This window comes from Bradyrhizobium jicamae (assembly GCF_018130215.1).
GTDB lineage: Bacteria > Pseudomonadota > Alphaproteobacteria > Rhizobiales > Xanthobacteraceae > Bradyrhizobium > Bradyrhizobium jicamae_A.
This window is the reverse complement of the sequence record NZ_JAFCKQ010000027.1, coordinates 35,406-58,177: the sequence shown is the minus strand read 5'-3', so window position 1 is coordinate 58,177 and position 22,772 is coordinate 35,406. Positions and strand designations below refer to the sequence as shown.

The window sequence follows — 22,772 nt, the reverse complement described above, 5'->3', positions numbered from 1 at the left end:
ATGAAGGGGAAACGACCGATGCCAGATGACACCGATGACATCGCCTCCGACATCATCGCCAAATGGTCCGCGCATTTCAGCAAGCTCGATGCAGACGCGCTCGCCGCACTCTACTCGCAGGGCGCGTTCTTCTTCGGGTCCAACCCGACGCTCTATCGCGGTCGCGATGGCGTGAAGGCCTATTTCAACGGCTTGCCGCGCTGGGCTGCGCCGCGCGTGCAGTTCAGCGAGGTGAGGACCGGCCGGGTCAATCCGGATCTCGTCAACATGGCTGGCATCGCGTCGTTCTTCCTCGACAGCGATGCGCCGTCGCTCGCCGTGAAGATCACCTGGGTGATCGTACGCGAGGACGGTGGCTGGAAGATCGCCTGTCATCACGTCTCGTCACAGACACCGCTGATCTAGGCGCGCGAGCCGCTCAGTGATCCGTTCTGGTTGTGTTCCACTAGTCGTGTAACTGCAGGTTCCGGTAGCCTTGCGCCCCTGGGGGATCGCAAGCGGAATGGCTGAGCAGGGTACGACGCCGGGCGGCAAACGCGGCTATGCAGGGACGTGGCCGCCGCGCGCGGTCACGCCGGCCGGCGGCTACATGCCCGTGCGCGTCAACGTCTGGCCGGCTTTCGCCGAGACCTTGCGGCAATGGGTTTGCGCCGAGGCGGGTGCCGGGCGACTGTTACCGTGGGTGCCGGTGGCGTTCGGGACCGGTATCGCGTTCTATTTCGGTGCCGGGCGCGAGCCGGTGCTTCCGGTCGCGGCCGCCGTCGCGATCCTGCTGTGCGCGCTGGCGATCCTGCTGCGGCGGCACAAGCTGTTTCCCGCCATGGTCATGATTGCGGCGGTTGCTGCCGGCTTTGCGATGGCGACGTGGAGGACGGCGTATGTCGCGCACGGCGTGCTGGCGCGGCCGATGTTCTCGGTGGCGCTGACGGGTTTCGTCGAGACGCGCGACATCAGGGAGAAAACCGACCGCTTCGTGCTGCGCGTGGTCTCGATGGAGAGCCCGCGCGACGCCACGAAGCTGGAGCGTGTCAGGCTCTCGGTGAGAAAGGGGACGGCACCGGACGTCGGCAGTTTCGTGGAGCTGAAGGCGCGGCTGATGCCGCCGCTCGGGCCGCAACGTCCGGGCTCTTATGATTTCGGCCGCGATCTCTATTTCCAGGGCATCGGTGCCTCCGGCTTCGCGATGGGCGCGATCGGGAGCAGGGAGCCGCCTGCAAGCGGCGGGTTTGCGCTGCGCTATGCCGCGGTCATGCAGAACCTCCGCGACGCCATCGATGCGCGTATCCGCACCACGCTCGACGGCGACAAGCGCGCGATAGCGACCGCGCTGCTCACCGGCCGGCGCGATGCGATCACGACGCCGGTCAATGATGCGATGTTCATCTCCGGCCTCGGCCACGTGCTGTCGATCTCCGGCTAACAGATAGCCTCAAGCGTCACGAGCATTCAGGACGCCTCAACATCCACAGATATCAATGGCTTAGCCGGTAACAGCATGTGACTGCCGGCATCAGTTCCGTTCACCTTAGGTCATGTTGACGCGCACCCCGTGCTTCCAAAAAAAGGATGGACTGCTTCCCATGCTCAGGATTTCCGACGATCGAACCCGCTTCACCGACACCTTCGTGCGCAAGCTGACCGTGCCCGCCGGCAAGACCGACCACATCCAGTGGGATCCGGACCTGCCGGGTTTTGGCGTGCGCTTGAGGCCTGGGAAGGCCTCTTACGTGGTCCAATACCGGGTCGGCTTGGAACAGCGCCGGAAGAGCCTCGGGGACGTCCGGAAGGTCACCGTCGAGGACGCCCGCACGATCGCCCGGAGGCGTTTCGCCCAGGTCGAGCTCGGCATCGATCCGGACGAGGAGGAGGCCCAGAGGCGCGCCGACCAGGAGGCGAACGCCCGGACCTTTGAAAAGCTGGCGGAACTCTATTTGGCTGCCCAGGACGCCCGGCTGCAGGATGGCACCCTGCGGCGGAACACGTACATCGCCGAGGAGCGGTACCTTCGCCGGCATTGCGCCCCGCTCCAGCGGAAGCCGGTCGCCAAGATCACATTCGAGGACGTGGCGGCGCTGCTCCGAGACCTGATCAAAGCTCATGGGCCGACGTCGGCCGCCCGGGCCCGTGGGGCGCTTTCATCATTTTTCGCTTGGTGCATGAGACAGGGGTTCGGCGTGAAGGCCAATCCGACGATTGGCACCGACAACCCCGTATACGGCAAGCCGCCGCGCGATCGCGTTCTGACGGACGCGGAGATCCGGTGCATCTGGAACCACTGCCTCGACGACGACTTCGGGAAGATCGTCCGGCTGCTCATGCTGACCGCTTGTCGGCGCGACGAGATTGGCGGGCTCCGCTGGTCCGAGATCGACGCCGACCAAGGCAAGCTGGCGATCCCGAAGGAGCGCATCAAGAGCAGGCGCCCGCACGAGCTCACGTTGCCAGCGACCGCGATCGAGATCGTAAGGACTGTCCGCCGACGCAACAGTCGCGAAACGCTGTTCGGGGGCGGGGCAAACGGCTTCAACGCCTGGTCTTATTATTCGCTGACGCTGAACGCGCGGATCGCCGCTGCCGAGGGCAAACCGTTGGCGCCGTGGCGGCTTCACGACCTTCGCCGGACCGTACGCACTCGTCTGGGGAAGCTCGGCGTGTTGCCGCACGTCGCCGAGATGGTCCTGAACCACGCCGGGCACAAGGCCGGGATCGGCGGCGTGTATGATCATCACGATTACGAGCCGGAGATCGCCGAGGCGCTTCGGAAGTGGGAGGCGCATCTGATCGAGATTGTAACAAGCGATCGCTAGTACCAGCGATCGCCGGCATCGGTCGCAAAAGCAAGAAAGCCCCTGTGCCGCAGGGGCTTTTTTGCAGCGCAAGTATAAAATTGGGCGCATCCGTGCTGCCGCAGCAAGCATGGAGTCAAATATTCAAGAAACGCCCATAAACATTGAGGAAGTCGTCAAAGCAGCAGTGACCGAACGGACAAGGGAAATGTGCGCAAGGCAGATAGCGCCGCATGCGGCAAGCATTCTCAAGACGGGCCTTAAGTCACTGAAAGTGTGAGTATTTCTAAGCTTAAACCAACGATGCTCCGGGGCAGGGCAAGCATCCGGAATTTGACGGCTAGGGGCGCATTTTGCCGCTGGCCCGATGGTGCGTTGCTGGAGAATGACCAAACCGCATCCTGACTGTCACAGGCCGTCAGGAGATTTTTCAAATGAACTGCGAGATAAGCCGCGCCACGCTGCATCAGGCCGGCATCGATGACGATCGGATCATGACATTCGGGGAGTGGTGCGAGCTCAACAGCTTCAGCGCCAGCACTGGCCAGCGGCTCATCGCAAACGGCAGGGGCCCGCGCTTCATTCAGCTTTCGGCACGCCGAAAAGGCGTCACGGTCGGTGAGAACCGGCGCTGGCAGGCCTCTCGCCTGATTGAAACCGCAGCCTGACGAAAAACGGCCGGCCTGGGTGGCACCCCAGAAGACCGGCCGCAAACATTTCAGCACACGCGATGACATATCACGAACGCTTTGCGCCGAGCAACGAGGCGCACGAAATTCCGCCCCTCGACGAGTTCGCCGAGTGCTGCGGATACCAACGCTGGTTCGTCGACGAGGGCTGGATCTCCAAGCAGATCGCCGTCGACAACCTTCAGTACCTCGCCGAGCACTGCGCACTGATCGAGGCCTACGGCCAGGCCGCGGTGCAGGACCGGATCGCGGCCGCCTTCTCGGAGGCGCGGTCATGAGCAAAATTTCCGAGCCGATCGAGATCGGCAAGCTTTGGAAATCGGCCCGCAACCGCCGGCAGACCATCGTCATCAGTCTCAAACAATACGAAGGCCACGAGTTTCTGGATTGCCGCCTGTTCGACACGAACAGCGAAGGCCAGAGCGTGCCGACCGGGAAGGGCGTCACCGTCGGCCTGTCGCGGATCAAGGAGTTTGCGGCCGCGGTCAACAAGGCGGTGCAGCGCGCTCGCGATCTTGGGCTCATCGGGGGTGACGAATGAACGCGGCCTTTCGCGACGACACCGATTTGGACGACGAGCGCGAGGCCTACGAGAGGCACATAGCGTTGGAGGTGGCCGAAGGCGTCAGGCGCATGGAGATGGCCGACGAACGCGATCGCTGGCGCCACACCGGCGCGCCGCCGCCGGTCAGCGGCCCAGAGGACTATGGGCTGCCGGGCCCGATCGAGGACGCTGAGCCGCAGCCGCGCCCCGCCGATGGCCTCAGCGAGTGGGACGCCGGCGACGTGGCCGGCCTTCCGCCGCCGCGGGAATGGCTGCTCGGCAACCAGTTTTGCCGCAGTTTCCTGTCCGGCATCCTTGCGCCGGGCGCCACCGGCAAGACCGCGCTACGGACGCTGCAATATCTCGCGCTCGCCACCGGCCGGCCGCTCACCGGGCAGCATGTGTTCAAACGCAGCCGCGTGCTGCTGCTGAGCCTGGAGGACGACGACAACGAACTGCAGCGCCGGCTGCTCGCCGCTCGCATTCACCACGGCATCGAGGCTGCCGACCTCAAGGGCTGGCTGTTCTGCGCGACCCCGAAGGGGATCAAGCTGGCCGACATCAAGGACGGTGCACGCGTCCGCGGCCCGCTGGAGGCCATGCTGCGCGAGACGATCACCCGGCGCCAGATCGACCTGCTCGGGCTGGATCCATTTGTGAAGCTCCATACGCTGGAGGAGAACGACAACGGCGCGATGGACTTTGTCTGCGGCCTGCTGGTGCAATTAGCCATCGAGCTCAACATCGCGGTCGACGTCCCGCACCACACGAAGAAGGGGCAGCAGGTCGCCGGTGACGCTGACGCCGGCCGCGGCGCGAGTTCGGCCCGGGATGCCGGTCGGCTCATGTACACGCTCACCCGCATGTCCGACCAGGACGGCGAGGCCTTTGGCATCCGGGCCGAGGACCGCCGCCAGTACATCCGCCTGGATAGCGCCAAGGTGAACACCGCCCCGCAGTCGGGCGAGGCCACATGGTTCAAGCTGATCGGCGTCCGGCTCGAGAACGGAACCGTCGACTATCCCAACGGCGACGAGGTGCAGACGGTGATCCCGTGGCACCCGCCGAAGACCTGGGATGGCATCACCAGCGCCCAGCTCAACGCCGCCCTGGACGAGATCGAGGCCGGCCTGCCGAACGGCCAGCGGTTCACCGACGGGCCCAACACGACCACCCGCGCGGCTTGGCGCGTCGTGCAGCAGCACTGCCCCGGCCGGACTGAAAGTCAATGCCGGGACATCGTCCGCACATGGGCCAGGAACGGGCTGCTGGTCTCCGAAGAATACGACGACCCGATCGACCGCAAACCCCGCAAAGGCTTCCGCGTCATCGCCGCCAAGAGGCCGTCATGAGGCTGCGCCATTACGCCCGTTCCAATGGCGCACCAATGGCGCACAAAAATCTGCGCCGTTATTGGAATTTCCCTAGGGCAAGGGATGGCGCAAAAATGCGCGCCATTACCCCTGTCGCCAATGGCGCAGCAGCGGCGCACGCACGCGCGTATCCGTCCCATGTCCGCTATGCGCCAGCAGCGCTCTGCCTCCGGCGACGCTCGCAGGCGCACCGCTCAGACCGCCTGAAAGCCTATCGGGCCGGGGAACGCTGGAAGGACCTCGTCATCGGGACGAGCGGACTGATTGCCGGCAATCCCGGCTATCGGACACTCAAGGCCCGTCGCACCTTCGAGTGCAACGGATCTGCCCAGCCGCTCGACTACGCGCAGAGCGTGAAGATCAATGGCGGACGTGCAGGCGAGCCATCCCATATGATTCCAATGTCGGCACTCGCGCAGTGCGCCCCTGCTCGATGTCCTGCATTTACAATGCGTTGGCTGGCAATGGCGAGATGCCGCCCGATGTTGATGTCACATCGGAAGGGTTTTAGCGCGCGCTCTCTCATGACCTTTAACACTCTTGGAAGCAGACGCGCGCGCGCGAGGCCCGGCGAAACGGCTCTCGAACGAGCGAACCGGCCATTGGGATTTCCCCGCAAGAAGACCCAGGCGGCATGCCGGGTGGGGTCGAACGGGCCGGCTCGTCAGATAATCGACATCAACTCTCTTTCACGCGCGACTGCTCCGGAAATTTTGGCGGCGGCTGGCGTTGAAAATGCAGCGTGTCGTTTCGTGTCGCAGCGGGTGCATCTGTGACTGACGCGTTGATCAGATCGGCATCTGATTTCATCGCGGTGTTCAGACGGCGTGCCATTGAGCTTGGCTTGGCTCACCGTGAGGTAGACGAAGCCGCCGGTCTTGGTGATGGGCATTTCTCAAAGCTCATGTGCGGGGCTCGTAGGCCCACTGCGGAGACGATTGTAAGGATCAGCAGTGCGCTCAATCTCGCCTTCGCAGCGATCGCAATCGAAAATGCTGCACAAGCGTGCGTTGGTGAAAATTGCGAACGCGGCGATTGTCAACGGAACGAAAGGAGCGGCGATGATTGTGAGTTCAATTCCGGTCCGCACGCCTGACGAATTGCGTCAGCGCCTTGAGGCCGAGGCGAAGGCGAACGACAGGCGGCTGTCGGCCGAGATCCGCGTGTTGTTGGTGGAAGCGCTGACGAAGCGCGCCGCTGAGAGGACTGCGGCATGAGCCAGACTTCACGCGCGCCGGCGGTGGCGCAGAAGCTTGAAACGGCCATTTCCGAGCGCGCTGTCCTGCACCGGGAGATTGGCCAAGCTGCTCTTGATGCCGCCGAAGGTGTCCGCGGCGCCGACAAGCGACTGGCTGATCTTCGGGTCAAGATCGCGGCGGCCGATCGCGAGGTCGACGAGTTGGAAAAAGCTCACGCTTTGGCGCTGCATCTGGACCGGCAGAAGGCCGCGACCGCGGTCATCGATATGCGGGCTGAGCAGATGGCCGAGTTCACCGTCCGCGTGCAGGCACGTGACGGGGCCATGGCCAAGGTCATGGAAGCGCTGGCGGTGGTGGCCAAAGCGTATGGCGAGTTTTCCGAGGCAACGCTGGCGGCGCAGATTGCTGTTCCAATCGGTACGACGGCGCCGCAGGTCGGCATGGGGAAGAACGGAGTGCTGGGCCCTTCGTTCGGCCCCTGCGAGGGGCTGCTGCTCGCAGAGCTCTGGCGGCTTGGTCCGGCGCGCAAGGACGGCGTCGGCCGATTTGTAGTGCCATTCGCGAAGGCGAGCCCCTTCATGACAAGCAGCGATCATCGAGACCTGTCTGCGGGCATCGAGGAATTCCGCAAGGCCGATCAGGTCGTCATGGCCGAGATCGAAAAGCAGATCGAACGGATGAACAGCGCCGTGCTTCGCGACGTTGAAGAGAAGGCGGCAGCAGCATGAAGACCGACCTGACCGGGATGACGTTGGAAAAATGCCCCGCCGCCTGTACGGCCGAGAAGTGCGTGATCTCGACCGTCGACCGATGCAAGCACCCTGCGAAGTCGCCCGATGAGGGGTGTGGGCCAGTCACGATGGCAAACCGCCGGGCGGCCGCCGCGCTGCTCGGCCTCGTTAAGCAAGGAACTGCAGCATGAACGATTTCACGGACGATGTTTGGTCGATGACGCCTGACCAGGCCGGCGCGGCGCTGGAGAAGATGACTGCCGACTACAAGGCGAAGCAGCCGGCGCCGTCACCGCAGCAGCAACTCGACGCGAAGTACGCCGATCCGGACTTCCGGGCGAAGCTCGATGCCGGCTCTGTGGAGGCGCGCACGGAATTCGACAACCTCGTGAAGGCGGCTGCTGATGCGGATCCGGTTGCCGTTGCGATGAGCGGTGGCCCGCTGCCGGAAATCCCGGACAGCTCATTACGCCAGATGGCGACTGCAGCCGGCTGGTTTCGCGAGCTCGGACTTCCTGAGCCGGTGATCGAACAGGCTCTGTCGGGCCGGCCAGTGCCGCAAAAGGAATTCGATATGGTGAAGCAAGCGAGGGTGAAAGCGGAAGCCAATGCCGATTGGTCGAAACGTCTCCTAGCTGGCGATATCGACATGCAACAGCAGCTCGCTGCGATGAATACCGTGATCGCGAACGGTGTCGAGGAGAAGGCAGCATGAAGTTCTTTTGCCATTTCGAGAACAAGCGCACCGGCGAACGGAAAGACCTCGTCTCGATCCTCGATGCCGACGAGATTGCAATCGTTGAGCGAGCGCGGCAGACCGGTGGTGATGAGCATGCAAACCTGATCGCAGGCTGCGTGGTGTTGCAGTCCGCGTACACCGAAATAGATGCTCGCGAATGGTGCCACACGGCTGCGCCTCGACCTCTTACTCTAAACTGATCGGGAATTACAATGACCACGGTCTCGCACGTTAACCTTTCCTCGCACAGTTCCCCGTTTTCTTTGGCCGGCTCGATGGTTTCCGCGTCTCTCAGCGGAACGATTGCTGATCTCATCGACCCGCCAGAGCTTGTTCAGTTGGTTTCTGGGCAATGGCTCAGCATGAATCCACCTCTCCGTTGGCTTAACGGAGAGAAAGGCGGCACCAAGCAGGCGAAGTTCATGTCGACCGCGACAGCATTTCGTTGGACTGTCCCGACGGGCGGTCACAGCATCACAACCAATGTAGTGTCCGCGTGAACATCTCGTGAAGGTGGCTGCTAGGCGAGGATCGTCATGAGGAATGGTATCCGAGCCATCGCGTGGAACGGCATCAGCGCCACGCCGGCGACCTTCGTCCTACGGGGCGGAGCCTACGGTCTCACGCTGCATGCCGGCACATGGGGCACCGCCACGTTGCAGCGTCTCATGCCAGACGGATCGACCTTGGTTTCGGTCATGACCGCGCAATCCGCTGACGGCTACCTCAACGTCAACCTGCCGAACGGCACCTATCAGCTTACCCTTTTCAGTATCTCGGGGCTGATCGGCGATCTGGTTTCGATCGTCGAGGATCAGTAAATGGCACGATCGAACGCAGCATCAACACTGGCCGCCGGCGAAGTCCCGGAAGGGCCCGCCATGGCGGCGTTGACGGAGAAGCAGCGGCGCTACGTCCTTGCGTTGTTCGATGCGCCCCGGAAGCACGGATCGGGCGTGTTCGCCGTTAAGGCGGCCGGCTACGGCCCAACGAGCTCCAGGCATACGCTTTCACAGTTGGCGTACCAGCTCAACAACGATCCGAAGATTCAGTTGGCAATCACCGAGGTCTCGCAGAATTACCTCTGTGCGCTGGGCCCGTATGCCGTGCGCGCTGTGAAGCGCATCCTGGACGATCCGAAACACCGCGAGCACGGCCGCATTATCGGAATCGTGATGGACCGCGTCTCGCCGGTGCAGTCGACCGCAGTGGTGAAGGTCCAAGGCGAGGTGAAGATCAGCGCAGCCGATGCCGCATACACAATGCAGCGCATCGAGGAGCTGTGCAGCAAGTTCGCCGTGGCGCTCCCGCGGCCGAAGATCATCGATCACGAGGCCGCGCCATGATTAGCATGGGCCACACTTATACCCTGGTCATGGCCAGTGTAACAAAGCGGGCTCTCCAAGGGGAGATGCCGACTGAGATGCGGCTGATGTTTCTCGATCATCTTGAGAAGATGACCGACGGCACGTTGACGCCTGCCGTTATATCCATGGTCGAGCCGATCGATGACAAAGGCTATGAGCTCTATCAGGAAGCCGCGAAGCTCGGTTACGGACGCGATGGCCGTTCTCCAAACTTTTTCACCGTACTGCATCAGAAGTTCGACGTGTTCGCCGCACTCAATCCGAGCTTGCAGCGCGCATACGATGAAGCGTGTCGGCCGTGGAGGCGGAGCGCATGAACGATCGGCTCGAGGCTTTTCTCGCTGAAATCGAAGCGGCGCCGAAGTTCATCGATGCGGTGCGCGCCTCGCCGGCTGTGCAGAAATACTTGGATGCGCTCGAGTGGGGATTGAACGGCCTTTCCTTGATCGACGACCCGAACGCGATTGAGATGATCGACGCGGCGGTGAAGGTTGTTGACCGCAAGGATATGACATTGAAGGAGCGCGCGCTCGCGATCGTCAGCTTGCTTAGCTCGCATCAACCGAGAACGCAGTAGCGGGGACAGCCATGGCAATCGGGGCATCGACATTCTCGGATCTGGGCGGCGCGGTCTCTGACCTGTTCGCTGGTTTCGGCGCATCCGCGCAGGCAAACCTGAAGGCGCAAAGCCTCCAACTGCAGGCGCAGGGTGACCTTGCGGAAGCCTCGAACTACGACCTGGCATCGACGCTGGCATCGCAGAACGAAGCCTACACCAAGACATCGACCGCCATTCAACAGATGCAGTTGGAGCGCAGCACCTACCAGCAGATCGGCGGCCAGCAGGCAGCAATCGGCGGCGCTGGTTTGGCGGCTTCCGGATCGGCGACCGACATCCTGGCCGATAGTGCGCGGCAGGGGGCGTTGTCAAAAGCTGTGCTTGGTCAGCAAGGACTGATCACCGAGGCCGGCTATCAGGAGCAGGCGCAGAGCTACACCACGCTCGCAGGCGCCGCGCGCGCCGCGGCCGCGACCGAGGATCAGATGGCGCAAGAAACGAAAGACGCTGGAAGCTCGTCCGCGTTTGGCAACTTCTTGGGCGGCGCGCTGAAGGGCGTTGCTACGATTACGTCGTTGCTCGCTGGCCCAGAAGTTGCGGTTGCAGGACAAGCTGCGGCATCTGCAGTCGGAGACGCGACGGGTATCGGTGGGCTGTATTGAGCAGCACCCTCGGGGTCGGAACGGCGGCGAACTTCTGCTTGTTGTGGCTATTGGGCCCATAAACTCGTTCCACGTCAGCCGGACGAAACTGACTTAATCAGTCCGCCGGCGATGCCACCGATCAAATCTCCGATGTTTGCCCAGGTTGAGTTTCCGCCGTCAGCCGCTTGAATTCGTTTCTCGACGGTATCGCCGTTTGCGAGCGGCTGCTTCACGATTGCCAAGCCCTTGGCGGTCAGCTGAGCCCCCGACAAATGTATTGGACCGTTAATTGTGCGACTCACGTGCCGGGCTCGGATGATGTCCTCGTCCAGCATCCAAGTCAGCACCGCGGCGAAGGTCGGCTCGTCCTCTTGCGTTCCAAGAAATTGGGTCACGCCTCGGGTGTCTATATTGTGAGCCGCCAGACCGGTAGACACGAATTTCGCCACCACGCGTCCCACCATCGCCAAGTGCTGATCTAACGTGGATTGACTTCTGTCAGCATCCGTCATGCTTGATCCTTCAATGAGGAGGTCTCCCTGGGAGAAATGGCCGGGACAAGCCCGGCCATTGTGATACAGGTCGATTGCGGAGAGCTATTTTGCCGGCAGTTGCGGGGGCACCAATGCGCTGACGGCGAGCAGAGCCATGGATGGGGTGAGATCACCCTTCGACACTTTGCCCTTCAAGTATGCGCTAAACTTACCGCCCTCGATATAGACGTCCTGAAGCCATTCGCGATACGCGCCAAGAGCGGCGAGCGGATAGCACCACGATTCCTGCGGGTTCGACTTCGATTGCGGATGGCTGTCCGGATAACAGTGCGGATACTTCGCGCGGGCCCCGTAGATCGCTTCCATGTCGTTGGCGACCCAGTGCGTCGACCAATGTTGGCCGATCGAGATATCGACTACGTTCTTTTCGCCGATATCAGCACCAGCCATGATCAGCTCGTAGACCACGGTGTGGGCTTCGTTGAACACATGGAAGAAGCCCTTGGGTGCCGACTGATAATTCAGGGCGATGCGCTCATGCCATTTGTCGAAACGCTTCAGATGTGCCGGGTCGTAACCGACCTGGCGATAGATCATTTCGCGGAGCTGTGACCCAGCAAGCCGGCGATAGTTGTCGCGTGCCTCAGGCTGGCAGTTCGCCCCGGCGTCGAACGCATAATACTCCAGAACAGCGAGACAGATGTCGGCCGGATAGCAGTAGTAGGTTTGGCCGGCGTGCACGATCTCGATGTGTGCGGCTGCGGCGCTGTAGCCTGCCTTCGCCAAGTTCGCCTTGATGGCTTTGACGCGCGGTTTGTCGTCGTCCTGCCATTGGCTGCTGATCGTCCCGATGTGGGCGTTCTGCACGCCGCAGAGCGCAGCAAGTCCACGCTGATTGAGATAGGGCGTACCGTCAGAGAGCACCCCCATCCCGATGCCGTTGATGTCCGCATTCATCTCGATGTCGAGATGCAAAGCGCCCTGCACCGGGGTGATTTCCTTCGATGCCGATTTTGGCGCTAGTACGCTGATCTTGTTAGCGTTAAGGCTGATTTCCTCTTGGGCCTTTGCAGGCTGTTGCGGAGGAAAAACGAAAGGTTTCTTGCCGTCGGTCATGTTCAATCCGTTGGATAGTGACCTAGGCGCCATAGACATTTATGCAAATATGCATATCGTCGATTCTTGCGAGAGCCGATTGTCCGGGGCTGCCGAGGTCGGTTTCAAAAGAAGGACGGCCACCGTTGGCGCGGGGTCGTCCTTCGGCTTTTGCGGTGCCTACCTGACACGAGTCGTAACCAGAGCGTCCAAGGATCGAATCAGCGTCGGCACGCTACGTCCATTGGACACGCGACCGCTTCACTTCGGCAATGCACGGCGCGTGCAGCCTCTGCCTTATCAACAAGCAGGGAACTTAATAGTTCATCAATAAGCACTTGCTTTGGCCTGTTTTTGGCGGTTGTAGCCCGCCCACCACATCCGGGGTTTACCGGTGCATAGGTGTGCCTTCAACGATACCCCATGCCACCGATCGGGCTCTTGATGTGCCAGTTGAAGTCCGGCCGGACATCAGCGCCTCGTTTGCCGCAGGCAGTGCAGACCAGGCGCGGCTCGATGTCGGAAAGCCGCAGATCATCGCCCCAGCGGTCGGCCAGGACGGCCATGGAGTGGCTACACTGGTAGTCTGAACAGTAGACCAGCACGCCGCGCACGCCGGCCGTGCGCATCTCTCCGAACGTGATCTTTTGCTGGGGCATTCCCCATCAGAGCGCTGGCGACGCGCTCACGCAAATTATCAATTCCTCGGGGGTCGAACGGCGCCGAGCTACTGCTCATCGTGGCTGCCTGCCTCGCCTAGAACATCACACGGTAATGCGCGCCGCCATTGGTCTCGCAAACTCCTGAGCCATGGCCGCCGATGTCCGCGGTTGCGTCGCAATTCATGATGGTTTTTGATCCGGTCGCAGTGACAACCGTATGTCGATTGCTGCCGTAGCCGATGGCTGTTGCGGTATGCGTCCCCGAGATACCAAAGCCGACCGCCGCATTCGCAGCGGGCAGGCGAAAGCAATGCCCAAGAGGGGGATGGATTTTTAGCCGAATCAGCCGTTGGGCTTCGCCTTGAGCCCGATCTGGACCTGCGGAGGAACGGGCTCATGGTATGCGCCGGATAGCCCCCGGATGCTGAAAAACGCTGTGATGCCGATCGCGGCGGTAATGCCCATCGATAACAGAACTCTAAGAAAGAAGTTTTTGGAACTCAAACCATCGATTGTCATGTCTTCTTGGCCTTCAGCCTGAGCTCGACCAGCCTGCGCACGCTTATCGCTCGGAAGCCCCGTCCGGTTTGCGGGCGGGATTAGCGATCTCAAGATCTAGCGGCGTAACGGGAGTGGTGCGCCTGTTGATCTCGTACCTTGAGGCAAGATCCTGGAGGCGTCGCTTGATGAATGGGTCGGCCGCCTGGTCGGCCAAATCCCGCACCAGCTTGGCATGTTGCTTCCTGAAGTCGTCGTCCATGAACTCGTACCCTTCACCTAACTAGGTCTTCTTCAGGCCGATCTCGACCAGCCGCCTCACTGCCTCTTACCCTTCTTTGACGCTTCCAAGCTGGCGGCTACCAATCGCCGAATAGCCTCGGATCGGCTCGGCAGGTCTTCCTGCTTGCGCCGCCATTCGTCAATTGCGTCAACCTCTTCGGCCGACATCATCACGGGGATTCGCTGATCCTTCATCCATTCAGTTTGTAGGGACACAGGGCCTCCGGCACAAGTTGATTGACTTGTGCCAAGAACTAGCACATGTTGTGCCAGTTGTCCAACAATGGATAGCGGCCCGCCCAGGTGTTTGCACCACTTGAGCGAGCCTGACCCAACCCATGAGGAAGACATGGATCGAGCTTCTCGACCTATAATCCGTCACGCCGCTTTTGTCGCTGTGATGCGACTGACATCCACCGAAACCCTCCACGACCGAGAGAGCAGCCAAGCCCGCGCGGACCGGTATTTGGCTGCGCGTTGGCAGGATCTCGCTGCCGGCCGAGACCCAAACCGGCATCTGGCGGAGGACATCGTCCGCGACATCTTGGCCGACTTGCTCGGCAGCGGCGACTTCGAGATCGCGAACCCAGACGCAGCGGCTGAGGCCATCATTCGCCAGTTGCGCGACAGCGGCTTCGAGATCGTGATCGATGGGGGTGACGATGCGCGCTGACGTCATCCTTTCGCTCGTGCTCGCCTTCGTGGGCGCCTTCCTGCTCGCGCTGATCGTCTAGGGAGGGCCGACCCAATGGCCCGCATTCGCACCATCAAACCCGAGTTCTGGACATCGGCGCAGGTCATGGAGTGCTCGCCGCTTGCCCGCCTCCTCTTCATCGGGATGTGGAATTTCGCCGACGACGCCGGCCGGATGGCCAACTCACCGAAGACGCTCAAGGCGCAAGTATTCCCGAGCGATCGGATCGAGCCTGAAGACGTTGCTGGAATGATCGGCGAGCTGTCGTCGAATGGTCTGATACTGACCTACGACGCGGCCGCGAAATCGTTCATTCAGATTACCGGATGGCATCACCAGAAGATTGATAAGCCAAAGGAAAGCAAAATTCCGCCACCCGTCGGCGAACAATCAGCGACGGGTAGCCGACAGGTCGCGTCTGATCCTACCCAACCTAAGGGTATCTTACCTAAGGGACCTCTCGTCGAGGTGACCGACTACGCCGCGCTCCGGGCTTGGGATGACTACGCGAGATCGCATGGCAAGCCGGGATATCCCCGCAACAAACGAGGCGGCTGGTGCTTCCCGACGAAATGGCCGCCCGGACATGAGGCCGAGGTGCAATCGCTGACTGGCAGGAGGACGGCATAACCATGTTGGACCATGATGACATTGCCCACGCGCTTTTCGGAATCCAGCAAATGACCTTGGTGGTAATGGGCGCGACAGACCATCTTGGTAGAAGCGAGGTTGAGCCTGAGTACTTCAACATGCCAGCGGCAGACGCGGAAATGATCTGCTTCGCCATCTCTGATGTTCTGAGGCGGGTCGAGGAGCTGAAGGACAATCTGCGGGCCAAGCCGCCGGTCGTCATTAGGCTGTGCGAGCCGCCGTCATGAAGCGGTAGTTACCCACAACTCCGGCGGCGCTGGCGTCTTGCGCTGGTGCCGCTTCGCCCGTTTGAGGACCGATCCTGCGAATTGCCTATCGGTACTACAGAGCGGTCCTGCTACTGCAAGACATTGGCGACCGTCTCTATTGGCCGCTGATGAACAAGAATGGGGAAGCTGAGATGAGGAAGTTTATGTTGGCCGCCATGCTAGTGGCAGCGCCAGCCCATGCCGCCGATGAAGTCGGGCTTGGGACCAATACGTGCGGGATTTTTGCGCAACAGTATCGCGATAACGCAATGGACACGGACTATCAGTTTGGCCAGTGGGCCGCTGGATACTTGACGGGCGCAAACCTCTTGTTGCAGGCCTCTGGCAGGCCCCGCAAAGAACTTCCGCCGTTCGCAAAGATACGGGGGCTAATGCGGGCGTACTGCAACGACCATCCCCTGTCCGGATACGAGGCTGGCGTAATTGAACTTCTAAGAAGTCTACCGGACGAAAAATGAAGATAACCCCCGCTGCGGGCGGCAGATTGTGATGACCAGAGGCGCGCGGGGCTACGGCCCCCCGCTCACGGTTCTCCTGCTTACCTTCGCACATGGAACACGCGGCAGTTTGGATCGGCGCCCACTGTGGCAGCCTCCGGCGAAATGAAGATCGAGAAAGCCGACAGCGGTTGGCGCGAACGGACGAAACCGTTTTACTGGATCGGCGAAATCGGCACGAAACAAAGCCGGCTCAACCTTAAGTCGCTCCTGCTGTCTACCCCCGACCGTGGGAGCAAGCGAATGCCAGGCCCCGACGCGCCGCCCCCGCCCGCGTCGGGGTTCTGTGTTTTACCTCCTCGGGGCCTTTCTATTTGGAGCGTCGGCACATTGCCTCGCCGGGGTCTCACTTCGCCTCGTCGAGCTCGATCAGAAGTCTGATGAAAGCAGCACAACGGAGTGATTGCAAATGCCGCGGGCTAGCTGGATCGTCTTGCTCCTCCTTGTGATGCTGCCGAACTCAGCGAAGAGCGAGAGTGTTCTCGGATGCTCAACAAAGACCGCCGATTCTCTCTATTGTCGGGGCGGCAAGGTGCGCAAGACGTGTTCTGTGAGTGGAATGCTCGTCTGGGAGGACTCACGCACGCCTGTAACTCGCGGTCAATTCAATTACTTATCCGCTGACGGTCCCGTCCCCGCTGGTCCGTGTCCGCCCCACAAAGCTTCGGGCCGTCAGAATTAAAGCCGCGAGGGCCCTGCGCGGGGCTATGGCCCCGCGTCTATCGAGACGAACTAGTCGGCGCCTTCCTGAGCGAGCAGGGGGCATCTGTCAGTCGTGACCGTTGTCGGGGACCTCGTCGTCCAATGCCCTTGAGGCGTGTCCTTGCGGGGCCTTCCTTACCTTGGGGGGCGCCGGGCCCGTCGCTCCTAGTAGGCCAGCCCAGGCGACGGACGTTGAAGTCGTCGTACAAGCCGACAGCGTTGGGCCCACATAGACGTGGTTTGGATCAATCTGTAGGCGCCCACAGATCCTATCCCTCCAAACTTCTGCGGCATCGGAACGGAGGTTCTGTTCAAACCTTTCCACCGCGCGAACGAGCGCGTCCGCGGTCACATACATGTCGTGTGGTTGGAGTTTTTCGTCCAATTTGGTCGTCCGCGCATAGTTCAGGTGGGCGATTTGATCGTCGCGCATCTGCTTTAGGCGCTGGGCACTGGGAAACTCGTATCTTACGTTGCCTTGGGTGAAGTGCTCCGCGGCCGCAGTGGTTGAACTCGCAAGTCGTCCGGTGAAAAACTCGATCAGTAGCCGCGCTTGGGTCCAAAACACCTCAATGATGCTCATCCGCCGATACCATTCGCGGTCCTGGTCCATATGGCCGGGCTCTACGATCTCCCGAAGCGACATCGCAACGAGGTCAAGCGAATAGCCGAGGTGCTCTCGGAGTGTATCGTCGCCAGGCGGAAGACCCGGCTCCATTTCGATTGCGGTCATTTTCTACCCCAACTGCTTCCCAAGGTGTTCTACATGGGAAGCAATATCGCCATAAGCAACTGACCAAGCAGCGAATTTTATAGGATTGACATATCTCCGGCTATCACATGGCGGTGGTCGCGGGCGTGGTGTTCTTCGCCGTACGGGCGCTGCTTGCGCTGTTTCCGGCGCTGACGGTCGGGCATCCGATCAAGAAATGGGCGGCAGGCGCGGCGCTGTTCGCTGCCGCGTTCTATCTCCTGCTGTCGGGCGCCGAGGTCGCGACCCAGCGGTCGTTCTTTATGACGGCCGTGGTGCTGATCGCGGTCATGGTCGACCGCCGTGCGGTCACCTTCCGCACGCTGGCGGTGGCGGCGCTGATCGTGCTCGTGATCGCGCCCGAGGCCCTGGTGCATCCGAGCTTCCAGATGTCGTTTGCGGCGACGCTTGGGCTGGTGGCGCTGGTGCAGATCGGGATGCCGCGCCTGATGGCGTCGCCCGATCACTCGGCGACGGCCCGCGTGGCGCTGTGGGGCGGGCGCGAGATCGCGATGCTGGTGATGGCCTCGCTGGTGGCGGGGCTCGCCACGACGCCTTACGCCGCCTTCCATTTCCACCGCGTGACGCCCTACGGGTTGCTCGCCAATCTCGCGGCGATGCCGGTTGTGTCGGCGGTGGTGATGCCGGCAGGCCTGCTCGGGCTGCTCGCCATGCCGTTCGGCTTCGACGGCCTGTTCTGGTGGCTCATGGGCCTCGGCATCGACTGGATGATCGTGGTGACGCAATGGGTCGCAGCGCTGCCCGGCGCAGTCGGCCGGATGGCGGCGTTCGGCACCGGGCCGATGATCCTGGCGAGCGCGGGGCTGATCCTGCTCGGGCTGTTGCGCACGCCGCTGCGCTGGTCGGGCGTGGCCATGCTTTTGCTGGCGACGATCTGGGCAGTGCGGGTGCCGCAGCCGGATGTGCTGGTCTCCGCCAACGGCCGCAATGTCGCGGTGCGGGGCGGTGACGGGCGGTTGCATCTGATGCGCAGTGCCAGGGATGCGTTCCTGGTCAGGGAGTGGCTCGCCGCCGATGCCGATGCACGGACCGCAACCGATGCGTCGCTCGCCGACGGCGTTTCCTGCGACGGCAGCGGCTGCGTGACCCAGGGGCCGGGCGGCTTCATCGCCCTGGCGACCCAGGCGGAGGCGCTGGAGGACGATTGCGAGCGCGCGGCACTGATCGTGACGGCGCAATCGGTGCCACTGGGCTGCGCGGCCCCGGTGATCGACGCCGAGCGGTTGCGGCGCCACGGCGCGCTGATGCTGCGCCGCACCGGCGGCAGCTTTGCGATCGATGCGGTCAAGCCTGACGGTATCGACCGGCCGTGGTCGCCTGCGGTTCCCGGCGACACCGAGAGCGAGACAGTGCTGCGCATCCCCGGCGCATCGCGGCCGGCAGTCGATGCGACGCCGGCGGAGGCGGATGTCCAAGGCGACGACTAGTCTAGTGCTCGCCGGGCGGGGGTGGCGACAGCTCGAAGGCGCCGAGATGATACTCGTCGGAATCAGGGCCGGCGCTCGGTTTCTTGACCAGGGTGAAGGCAGCCTCCGGGTATTGCTCCCAGATCTTGATATCGTCGGCCGTGACCGTGAGCCAGCCGAACCGGTACATGTAGCGGCCCGGCTCGGTGACGCGTCCAGCCCTTTGCCATGTGACCTTGTCGACCACGGTGTGCGCCCCTGTCCGGATCGGATGATGCGCCAAGGCGCCGTTTGACGCAAATCCGCAAACTGCCCCGGAACCTGCGTTCCGGGACTCTCGAATCATCTAGGTCAGCGCCGCCGGATCGGAGGTCATCCAGCGGCTGCGATGCGCTCAACCCAAAAACAACGATGCGAATACGGAGGGCCGCCGCTCCGCCACCTTGGGCTTCTGCTCGACTGCGACCGGGCGTGCCGGCAGTTGCAGCACGGTGACGCGCTGGCCTTCGACGAGCTGGGTCACCAGCACATGGTTGCCGTCGGGGAATTCGACCGCGTCGTGATGGCGATCGGGCACGTCGGGCTCGACCTCGTTGAACACGCCGACGCGGAAACCAATCGTCTTGGTCCAGATCCAGCGGCTGTCGTAGCGTACGTTCTCGGCGAAGGCGAGCTCGGTGCCCGGCAGCATGCAGACCGCGACCGCGGGATCGTTCTCCGAAGCAAAGCCGCGGGTCGACGTGCCGCGGAAGGTCGTGGTGATCAGCGTCTCGCCGACGACGGCAGGACGCGATTGCACCGCGTGCAGACTATAGTCACACATCGGATAGCTCCTCGGTTCGAGATAGCGACCCGTGCCTCTCCTTGAGGCAAAGGCCTCTACCAGAGTGGACGATAGCACGAGTTTTTCCCCGTTTCTTGGCGATTGTACGACTGGCTCCGGAAAGCCACGATCACAAACGCGCTACAGACGCGGAAGGTATCGGGGCGCATCCAGGTTGGTCACTCGCTTGCGCTCTGTCAAGCAACGGTCCGATGCGTTGCGCGTTCCTCGCCGCGCTCAGTATTTACGATAGAGTCCGATCAGCTTGCCCTGGATGCGTACCCGGTTCGGCGGCAGGATGCGCACTTCATAGGCAGTATTCGCCGGCTCAAGCGCGATTGACGCGCCGCGGCGGCGGAAGCGCTTCAGCGTCGCTTCCTCCTCGTCGATCAGCGCCACCACGATGTCGCCGGTGTTGGCGGTGTCGTTGCGCTGGATCAGCGCCATGTCGCCGTCGAGGATGCCGGCGTCGACCATGGAATCGCCGCGCACCTCCAAAGCATAATGCTCGCCCGCGCCGAGCATGTCGGGCGGGACGCTGATGGTGTGGCTGCGGGTCTGCAAGGCCTCGATCGGCGTACCGGCGGCGATCCGGCCCATCACCGGGACTGCGACCGGGCGGTTGCCGTCGTCCTCGGCGACCGGCGGGGTGCTCGTGCGCTTGCCGAGCGTGCCCTCGATGACGCTCGGCGTGAAGCCGCGCCGGCCATTGCCGCCGCCGGCGGAGAGCTCGGGAAGCTTGATCACCTCGATCGCACGCGCGCGGTTGGGCAGGCGGCGGATGAAGCCGCGCTCCTCGAGCGCGGTGATGAGGCGGTGGATGCCAGACTTCGAGCGCAGGTCGAGCGCGTCCTTCATCTCGTCGAAGGAGGGCGGCACGCCGGCCTCTTTCAGACGCTCATTGATGAAACGCAGAAGTTCGTACTGTTTGCGCGTGAGCATCTCGAGTATTCCCCCGGTTGGTAGCGTCGTTCGATTCCGAGACTTCAGGTGAGGCAACCGCGGTCGCGCCGGACCGGCGCAACTCCTGGGTGGCTTCCCATTTCCAGACACCAGTACTCGAAACAAATCATGAACGGACACTATATGTTCGATATGTGTTCCGCAACCACTTAATTTCCAGTGAACGCGATCCGCATTCTCGGCTCGGCGGCCGCTGCTGGCCGCCTCAGTCCGGCATGGTCAGGATCTCGCACGCCTCGCCCTTGCGGGCCGCAGGCGCGAACGGCGGACGGATCAGAAGTGCCCGTGCCACAGTGAGATTCCCCAACAGCGAGCTGTCCTGTTTTGTCACCGGCGTTGCGATCAGCGTGCCGTCGTCGCGCTCCTCGAGCACGGCGCGCAGATAGTCCTCGCGCTGGTCGTTCTCGGCGACATCGCGGCCGAGCAGGGCGCTCTCGCGGACATGATGAATCACTGTTCGGCCGCTTAACGCCCGAATCAACGGCACCAGGAAAAGGTAGGAGCAGACATAGGACGACACCGGATTGCCGGGCAGGCCGATCACCCGCATCGCCCCGAGCCGCCCATGCATCATCGGCTTGCCCGGCCGCATCGCGATCCGCCAGAACGCCATCTTGACGCCCTCGGCTTCCAGCGACTGATGGACGAGATCGTGGTCGCCGACCGAGGCGCCGCCGGTGGTGATCAGGATGTCGGCATTGGCCTCCCGCGCCCGCCGGATGCCCGACGTTGTGGCCTCGACCGTGTCGGCGGCGACCCCGAGATCAACCGTATCGGCGCCTTCGGCTCTCGCCAGCGCCCGCAGCGCGTAGCCGTTGGAATAGACGATCTGGCCTGGTCCCGGTTGGGTGCCCGGCATCACCAGTTCGTCGCCGGTCGCCAGCACCGCGACCCTTGGACGGCGACGCACCGGAAGTTCCGGATAGTTCATCGCAGCGGCGAGCGACAGCGCCCGGTCGGAGAGCCTGCTGCCGGCTGCGAGGAGCACATCGCCCTCGCGGAAGTCGACGCCGGCGGGGCGGATGTGCCGGCCCTTGGCGGCGATCTCGGTGATGGTGATGTGGTCGCCGTCGACGCGCGTGTCCTCCTGGATGATGACGGCATCGGTGCCGTCGGGGATCACGCCGCCGGTGAAGATCCGCACCGCCTCGCCGGCACCGACGACCCGTTCGAACGGCCGGCCGGCCGCGACCTCGCCGATCACCCTGAGCCGCACCGAGAGGTCGGCGGCATCGGCCGCACGCACCGCGTAACCGTCCATCGCCGACATCGGCTGCGGCGGTTGCGTGCGCCTGGCTGCGACGTCGCGCGCCAGCGTGCGGTGATAGGCGGCATCGAGCGCGACCATCTCCTCCTGCAGCGGCTCGGCGCCGGCGAGGATGGCTGACAGGGCATCGGCAACCGGCATCAAGGCCATAGGGCGCTCCTCAAATACCAAGTGCGGTCAGGGCCCTTGCCACGTCATCCGTCGATGTCACGTGGATGGCCTGAAGGCCGCGCGCCCGCGCACCTTCGATATTGGCCGCCGTATCGTCGAAGAACAGGATCCGCGACGCCGGCACGCCGATCGCTTTTACCACATGATCATAGGCTTCAGCGTCGGGCTTTCGCAGCCCGATCGCCGACGACAGGAAGACGGTCCGGAAATGGCGCAGCACGTCGGCATAGGCGACCGAGAAATAGTCGACATGGGCCGGGTTGGTGTTGGAGAAGGCATAGAGCGGCATCCGCTTCGCGGCGGTCTCGAGCAGGCTGGCAATGCCCGGCATCTCGCCGGTGAAGATCGCGTTCCAGCCCTCCAGGAACTCCTCGTCGGAAATCTCGATCCCCAGTGAACGGCGCAAATTCGCAAAGAAGGCCGCGTCGTCGATCCGGCCGATCTCGTGATGCCTGAAGCTGTCGTCGACGACGAAGCGCTTGGCGAGGTCGGCGGGCCGGCGGCCGGCATGGCCGGCCCATTTCGCCATGACGCGGTCAAAGCTGATATCGAGCACGACACGGCCGATATCGAACAGCAGCACGTCGACGGAATTGGGGGAGAGTTGCGAGGTCATTGCGGGGTGGGTGTACGAAAATTGCGGGCCGGCGGCAATGGATTCGATTTTCACGATATCAGATGCGATGAAGCCGCTACTCACGCCGTCGGCGCGCTGAAGCGACGAAGCGATCGATCGTTTCGCGTGTGCGGCGCGATGGATTGCTTCGCTTCGCTCGCAATGACGGGGGAGGGAGCCGGTTCGCACGCCGAACGCCGGTGAGGATGTGAATCAGTATTCTCGCGGCGCGTTTCGCCCGAGTCTTGCCTTTCGTTTCGCCCCTTCGATCAGAGGCGC

At 62.6% G+C, this 22,772-nt stretch carries 32 protein-coding genes and 2 pseudogenes; 23 read left to right on the top strand and 11 right to left on the bottom strand.

Translation table 11 applies throughout. The features are described 5' to 3' along the window. Nucleotides 1-18: 18 nt before the first annotated feature. The 19 genes and pseudogenes from JQ586_RS25425 (at nt 19) to JQ586_RS25335 (ending at nt 10,649) form a co-directional block, all read left to right on the top strand. Entirely contained in the window at nt 19-405 is a 387-nt protein-coding gene (locus tag JQ586_RS25425; protein WP_212397350.1) for a nuclear transport factor 2 family protein, read from the top strand. A gap of 97 nt (nt 406-502) precedes the next feature. After that, nucleotides 503-1,417: pseudogene (locus tag JQ586_RS25420) on the top strand (DUF4131 domain-containing protein); the annotation flags it as partial. A gap of 163 nt (nt 1,418-1,580) precedes the next feature. Next, complete coding sequence (locus JQ586_RS25415) at nt 1,581-2,807, top strand: site-specific integrase (protein ID WP_212397349.1); 1,227 nt, start codon at nt 1,581-1,583, stop codon at nt 2,805-2,807. 413 nt (nt 2,808-3,220) lie between these two features. Continuing rightward, nucleotides 3,221-3,454: a helix-turn-helix transcriptional regulator gene (locus JQ586_RS25410; protein ID WP_249148099.1), complete on the top strand. Its 234-nt coding sequence runs from the start codon at nt 3,221-3,223 to the stop codon at nt 3,452-3,454. 62 nt (nt 3,455-3,516) lie between these two features. After that, nucleotides 3,517-3,753 carry a hypothetical protein gene (locus tag JQ586_RS25405; RefSeq protein ID WP_212397348.1) on the top strand — a complete coding sequence of 79 codons (237 nt, stop codon included), beginning with the start codon at nt 3,517-3,519 and terminating at the stop codon, nt 3,751-3,753. Continuing rightward, nucleotides 3,750-4,016, top strand: coding sequence for a PC4/YdbC family ssDNA-binding protein (locus JQ586_RS25400; protein ID WP_212397347.1), 267 nt, complete (start codon nt 3,750-3,752; stop codon nt 4,014-4,016). The genes JQ586_RS25405 and JQ586_RS25400 overlap by 4 nt, the downstream gene beginning before the upstream one ends. Next, nucleotides 4,013-5,371, top strand: coding sequence for an AAA family ATPase (locus tag JQ586_RS25395; RefSeq protein WP_212397346.1), 1,359 nt, complete (start codon nt 4,013-4,015; stop codon nt 5,369-5,371). The genes JQ586_RS25400 and JQ586_RS25395 overlap by 4 nt, the downstream gene beginning before the upstream one ends. Further along, nucleotides 5,368-6,168: a hypothetical protein gene (locus JQ586_RS25390; RefSeq protein WP_212397345.1), complete on the top strand. Its 801-nt coding sequence runs from the start codon at nt 5,368-5,370 to the stop codon at nt 6,166-6,168. The genes JQ586_RS25395 and JQ586_RS25390 overlap by 4 nt, the downstream gene beginning before the upstream one ends. A 216-nt stretch (nt 6,169-6,384) precedes the next feature. Next, the gene (locus JQ586_RS25385) at nt 6,385-6,609 is read left to right on the top strand and encodes a hypothetical protein (protein ID WP_212397344.1); all 225 of its coding nucleotides are present in this window, start codon (nt 6,385-6,387) and stop codon (nt 6,607-6,609) included. Then, nucleotides 6,606-7,319, top strand: a complete 714-nt coding sequence (locus JQ586_RS25380; protein ID WP_212397343.1) for a hypothetical protein — start codon at nt 6,606-6,608, stop codon at nt 7,317-7,319. The genes JQ586_RS25385 and JQ586_RS25380 overlap by 4 nt, the downstream gene beginning before the upstream one ends. Next, nucleotides 7,316-7,513 carry a hypothetical protein gene (locus JQ586_RS25375; RefSeq protein WP_212397342.1) on the top strand — a complete coding sequence of 66 codons (198 nt, stop codon included), beginning with the start codon at nt 7,316-7,318 and terminating at the stop codon, nt 7,511-7,513. Before JQ586_RS25380 ends, JQ586_RS25375 begins: the two co-directional genes overlap by 4 nt. Further along, the gene (locus tag JQ586_RS25370; protein WP_212397341.1) at nt 7,510-8,037 is read left to right on the top strand and encodes a hypothetical protein; all 528 of its coding nucleotides are present in this window, start codon (nt 7,510-7,512) and stop codon (nt 8,035-8,037) included. Before JQ586_RS25375 ends, JQ586_RS25370 begins: the two co-directional genes overlap by 4 nt. After that, entirely contained in the window at nt 8,034-8,261 is a 228-nt protein-coding gene (locus JQ586_RS25365) for a hypothetical protein (protein ID WP_212397340.1), read from the top strand. Before JQ586_RS25370 ends, JQ586_RS25365 begins: the two co-directional genes overlap by 4 nt. 12 nt (nt 8,262-8,273) lie before the next feature. Beyond that, the gene (locus JQ586_RS25360) at nt 8,274-8,561 is read left to right on the top strand and encodes a hypothetical protein (RefSeq protein WP_212397339.1); all 288 of its coding nucleotides are present in this window, start codon (nt 8,274-8,276) and stop codon (nt 8,559-8,561) included. Nucleotides 8,562-8,597: 36 nt separating this feature from the next. Beyond that, nucleotides 8,598-8,882: a hypothetical protein gene (locus JQ586_RS25355; RefSeq protein WP_212397338.1), complete on the top strand. Its 285-nt coding sequence runs from the start codon at nt 8,598-8,600 to the stop codon at nt 8,880-8,882. Further along, a complete protein-coding gene (locus JQ586_RS25350; protein ID WP_249148098.1) occupies nt 8,883-9,407 on the top strand; it encodes a hypothetical protein in 525 nt (174 codons plus the stop codon). It abuts the gene before it with no gap. Next, nucleotides 9,404-9,745, top strand: coding sequence for a hypothetical protein (locus JQ586_RS25345; RefSeq protein WP_212397337.1), 342 nt, complete (start codon nt 9,404-9,406; stop codon nt 9,743-9,745). The genes JQ586_RS25350 and JQ586_RS25345 overlap by 4 nt, the downstream gene beginning before the upstream one ends. After that, on the top strand, nt 9,742-10,005 hold the full coding sequence (locus JQ586_RS25340; RefSeq protein WP_212397336.1) for a hypothetical protein: 264 nt from the start codon (nt 9,742-9,744) through the stop codon (nt 10,003-10,005). The genes JQ586_RS25345 and JQ586_RS25340 overlap by 4 nt, the downstream gene beginning before the upstream one ends. Before the next feature lie 11 nt (nt 10,006-10,016). Further along, nucleotides 10,017-10,649: a hypothetical protein gene (locus JQ586_RS25335; RefSeq protein WP_212397335.1), complete on the top strand. Its 633-nt coding sequence runs from the start codon at nt 10,017-10,019 to the stop codon at nt 10,647-10,649. A 74-nt stretch (nt 10,650-10,723) separates the two neighbouring features. Here JQ586_RS25335 and JQ586_RS25330 read toward each other — a convergent pair whose 3' ends face one another. The 5 genes from JQ586_RS25330 to JQ586_RS25310 form a co-directional block, all read right to left on the bottom strand. Next, entirely contained in the window at nt 10,724-11,143 is a 420-nt protein-coding gene (locus tag JQ586_RS25330; RefSeq protein ID WP_212397334.1) for a hypothetical protein, read from the bottom strand. Nucleotides 11,144-11,227: 84 nt separating this feature from the next. Continuing rightward, a complete protein-coding gene (locus tag JQ586_RS25325; RefSeq protein ID WP_212397333.1) occupies nt 11,228-12,241 on the bottom strand; it encodes a hypothetical protein in 1,014 nt (337 codons plus the stop codon). 389 nt (nt 12,242-12,630) lie between these two features. Continuing rightward, nucleotides 12,631-12,879, bottom strand: coding sequence for a hypothetical protein (locus JQ586_RS25320; protein ID WP_212397332.1), 249 nt, complete (start codon nt 12,877-12,879; stop codon nt 12,631-12,633). Between the two features lie 345 nt (nt 12,880-13,224). Continuing rightward, on the bottom strand, nt 13,225-13,401 hold the full coding sequence (locus tag JQ586_RS25315; protein ID WP_212397331.1) for a hypothetical protein: 177 nt from the start codon (nt 13,399-13,401) through the stop codon (nt 13,225-13,227). 43 nt (nt 13,402-13,444) lie between these two features. Continuing rightward, nucleotides 13,445-13,642, bottom strand: coding sequence for a hypothetical protein (locus JQ586_RS25310; RefSeq protein WP_212397330.1), 198 nt, complete (start codon nt 13,640-13,642; stop codon nt 13,445-13,447). 369 nt (nt 13,643-14,011) lie between these two features. On the opposite strand from JQ586_RS25310, the gene JQ586_RS25305 reads away from it, so the two are divergent. From JQ586_RS25305 to JQ586_RS25295, 3 genes are all read left to right on the top strand, one after another. Next, complete coding sequence (locus JQ586_RS25305; RefSeq protein ID WP_212397329.1) at nt 14,012-14,335, top strand: hypothetical protein; 324 nt, start codon at nt 14,012-14,014, stop codon at nt 14,333-14,335. Between the two features lie 75 nt (nt 14,336-14,410). Next, complete coding sequence (locus JQ586_RS25300; RefSeq protein ID WP_212397328.1) at nt 14,411-14,986, top strand: hypothetical protein; 576 nt, start codon at nt 14,411-14,413, stop codon at nt 14,984-14,986. Nucleotides 14,987-14,988: 2 nt separating this feature from the next. Further along, nucleotides 14,989-15,234 carry a hypothetical protein gene (locus JQ586_RS25295; protein WP_212397327.1) on the top strand — a complete coding sequence of 82 codons (246 nt, stop codon included), beginning with the start codon at nt 14,989-14,991 and terminating at the stop codon, nt 15,232-15,234. Nucleotides 15,235-16,542: 1,308 nt separating this feature from the next. Here the strand turns inward: JQ586_RS25295 and JQ586_RS25290 are convergent. After that, nucleotides 16,543-17,208 (bottom strand): hypothetical protein, encoded by a 666-nt coding sequence (locus tag JQ586_RS25290; RefSeq protein ID WP_212397326.1) that lies wholly within the window; start codon nt 17,206-17,208, stop codon nt 16,543-16,545. Nucleotides 17,209-17,300: 92 nt separating this feature from the next. Here JQ586_RS25290 and JQ586_RS25285 point away from each other — a divergent pair. After that, nucleotides 17,301-18,674: pseudogene (locus tag JQ586_RS25285) on the top strand (ComEC/Rec2 family competence protein); the annotation flags it as partial. A 1-nt stretch (nt 18,675) separates the two neighbouring features. Here JQ586_RS25285 and JQ586_RS25280 read toward each other — a convergent pair. From JQ586_RS25280 to JQ586_RS25260, 5 genes are all read right to left on the bottom strand, one after another. Further along, on the bottom strand, nt 18,676-18,900 hold the full coding sequence (locus JQ586_RS25280) for a hypothetical protein (protein ID WP_212397325.1): 225 nt from the start codon (nt 18,898-18,900) through the stop codon (nt 18,676-18,678). 147 nt (nt 18,901-19,047) lie between these two features. After that, entirely contained in the window at nt 19,048-19,476 is a 429-nt protein-coding gene (locus JQ586_RS25275; protein WP_212397324.1) for a hypothetical protein, read from the bottom strand. 237 nt (nt 19,477-19,713) lie between these two features. Further along, nucleotides 19,714-20,418, bottom strand: a complete 705-nt coding sequence (lexA, locus tag JQ586_RS25270; protein ID WP_212397323.1) for a transcriptional repressor LexA — start codon at nt 20,416-20,418, stop codon at nt 19,714-19,716. A 226-nt stretch (nt 20,419-20,644) separates the two neighbouring features. Then, nucleotides 20,645-21,856, bottom strand: a complete 1,212-nt coding sequence (glp, locus tag JQ586_RS25265; protein WP_212397322.1) for a gephyrin-like molybdotransferase Glp — start codon at nt 21,854-21,856, stop codon at nt 20,645-20,647. A 10-nt stretch (nt 21,857-21,866) separates the two neighbouring features. Next, nucleotides 21,867-22,493 carry an HAD-IA family hydrolase gene (locus JQ586_RS25260; protein WP_212397389.1) on the bottom strand — a complete coding sequence of 209 codons (627 nt, stop codon included), beginning with the start codon at nt 22,491-22,493 and terminating at the stop codon, nt 21,867-21,869. Between the last annotated feature and the right edge of the window lie 279 nt (nt 22,494-22,772).

Excerpts from the sequence above, each read along its gene's own strand:
- JQ586_RS25425 (WP_212397350.1), top strand. The coding sequence starts at position 19 with ATGCCAGATGACACCGATGACATCGCCTCCGACATCATCGCCAAATGG.
- JQ586_RS25415 (WP_212397349.1), top strand. The coding sequence starts at position 1,581 with ATGCTCAGGATTTCCGACGATCGAACCCGCTTCACCGACACCTTCGTG.
- JQ586_RS25410 (WP_249148099.1), top strand. The coding sequence starts at position 3,221 with ATGAACTGCGAGATAAGCCGCGCCACGCTGCATCAGGCCGGCATCGAT.
- JQ586_RS25405 (WP_212397348.1), top strand. The coding sequence starts at position 3,517 with ATGACATATCACGAACGCTTTGCGCCGAGCAACGAGGCGCACGAAATT.
- JQ586_RS25400 (WP_212397347.1), top strand. The coding sequence starts at position 3,750 with ATGAGCAAAATTTCCGAGCCGATCGAGATCGGCAAGCTTTGGAAATCG.
- JQ586_RS25395 (WP_212397346.1), top strand. The coding sequence starts at position 4,013 with ATGAACGCGGCCTTTCGCGACGACACCGATTTGGACGACGAGCGCGAG.
- JQ586_RS25390 (WP_212397345.1), top strand. The coding sequence starts at position 5,368 with ATGAGGCTGCGCCATTACGCCCGTTCCAATGGCGCACCAATGGCGCAC.
- JQ586_RS25385 (WP_212397344.1), top strand. The coding sequence starts at position 6,385 with ATGCTGCACAAGCGTGCGTTGGTGAAAATTGCGAACGCGGCGATTGTC.
- JQ586_RS25380 (WP_212397343.1), top strand. The coding sequence starts at position 6,606 with ATGAGCCAGACTTCACGCGCGCCGGCGGTGGCGCAGAAGCTTGAAACG.
- JQ586_RS25375 (WP_212397342.1), top strand. The coding sequence starts at position 7,316 with ATGAAGACCGACCTGACCGGGATGACGTTGGAAAAATGCCCCGCCGCC.
- JQ586_RS25370 (WP_212397341.1), top strand. The coding sequence starts at position 7,510 with ATGAACGATTTCACGGACGATGTTTGGTCGATGACGCCTGACCAGGCC.
- JQ586_RS25365 (WP_212397340.1), top strand. The coding sequence starts at position 8,034 with ATGAAGTTCTTTTGCCATTTCGAGAACAAGCGCACCGGCGAACGGAAA.
- JQ586_RS25360 (WP_212397339.1), top strand. The coding sequence starts at position 8,274 with ATGACCACGGTCTCGCACGTTAACCTTTCCTCGCACAGTTCCCCGTTT.
- JQ586_RS25355 (WP_212397338.1), top strand. The coding sequence starts at position 8,598 with ATGAGGAATGGTATCCGAGCCATCGCGTGGAACGGCATCAGCGCCACG.
- JQ586_RS25350 (WP_249148098.1), top strand. The coding sequence starts at position 8,883 with ATGGCACGATCGAACGCAGCATCAACACTGGCCGCCGGCGAAGTCCCG.
- JQ586_RS25345 (WP_212397337.1), top strand. The coding sequence starts at position 9,404 with ATGATTAGCATGGGCCACACTTATACCCTGGTCATGGCCAGTGTAACA.
- JQ586_RS25340 (WP_212397336.1), top strand. The coding sequence starts at position 9,742 with ATGAACGATCGGCTCGAGGCTTTTCTCGCTGAAATCGAAGCGGCGCCG.
- JQ586_RS25335 (WP_212397335.1), top strand. The coding sequence starts at position 10,017 with ATGGCAATCGGGGCATCGACATTCTCGGATCTGGGCGGCGCGGTCTCT.
- JQ586_RS25330 (WP_212397334.1), bottom strand. The coding sequence starts at position 11,143 with ATGACGGATGCTGACAGAAGTCAATCCACGTTAGATCAGCACTTGGCG.
- JQ586_RS25325 (WP_212397333.1), bottom strand. The coding sequence starts at position 12,241 with ATGACCGACGGCAAGAAACCTTTCGTTTTTCCTCCGCAACAGCCTGCA.
- JQ586_RS25320 (WP_212397332.1), bottom strand. The coding sequence starts at position 12,879 with ATGCCCCAGCAAAAGATCACGTTCGGAGAGATGCGCACGGCCGGCGTG.
- JQ586_RS25315 (WP_212397331.1), bottom strand. The coding sequence starts at position 13,401 with ATGACAATCGATGGTTTGAGTTCCAAAAACTTCTTTCTTAGAGTTCTG.
- JQ586_RS25310 (WP_212397330.1), bottom strand. The coding sequence starts at position 13,642 with ATGGACGACGACTTCAGGAAGCAACATGCCAAGCTGGTGCGGGATTTG.
- JQ586_RS25305 (WP_212397329.1), top strand. The coding sequence starts at position 14,012 with ATGGATCGAGCTTCTCGACCTATAATCCGTCACGCCGCTTTTGTCGCT.
- JQ586_RS25300 (WP_212397328.1), top strand. The coding sequence starts at position 14,411 with ATGGCCCGCATTCGCACCATCAAACCCGAGTTCTGGACATCGGCGCAG.
- JQ586_RS25295 (WP_212397327.1), top strand. The coding sequence starts at position 14,989 with ATGTTGGACCATGATGACATTGCCCACGCGCTTTTCGGAATCCAGCAA.
- JQ586_RS25290 (WP_212397326.1), bottom strand. The coding sequence starts at position 17,208 with ATGACCGCAATCGAAATGGAGCCGGGTCTTCCGCCTGGCGACGATACA.
- JQ586_RS25275 (WP_212397324.1), bottom strand. The coding sequence starts at position 19,476 with ATGTGTGACTATAGTCTGCACGCGGTGCAATCGCGTCCTGCCGTCGTC.
- lexA (WP_212397323.1), bottom strand. The coding sequence starts at position 20,418 with ATGCTCACGCGCAAACAGTACGAACTTCTGCGTTTCATCAATGAGCGT.
- glp (WP_212397322.1), bottom strand. The coding sequence starts at position 21,856 with ATGGCCTTGATGCCGGTTGCCGATGCCCTGTCAGCCATCCTCGCCGGC.
- JQ586_RS25260 (WP_212397389.1), bottom strand. The coding sequence starts at position 22,493 with ATGACCTCGCAACTCTCCCCCAATTCCGTCGACGTGCTGCTGTTCGAT.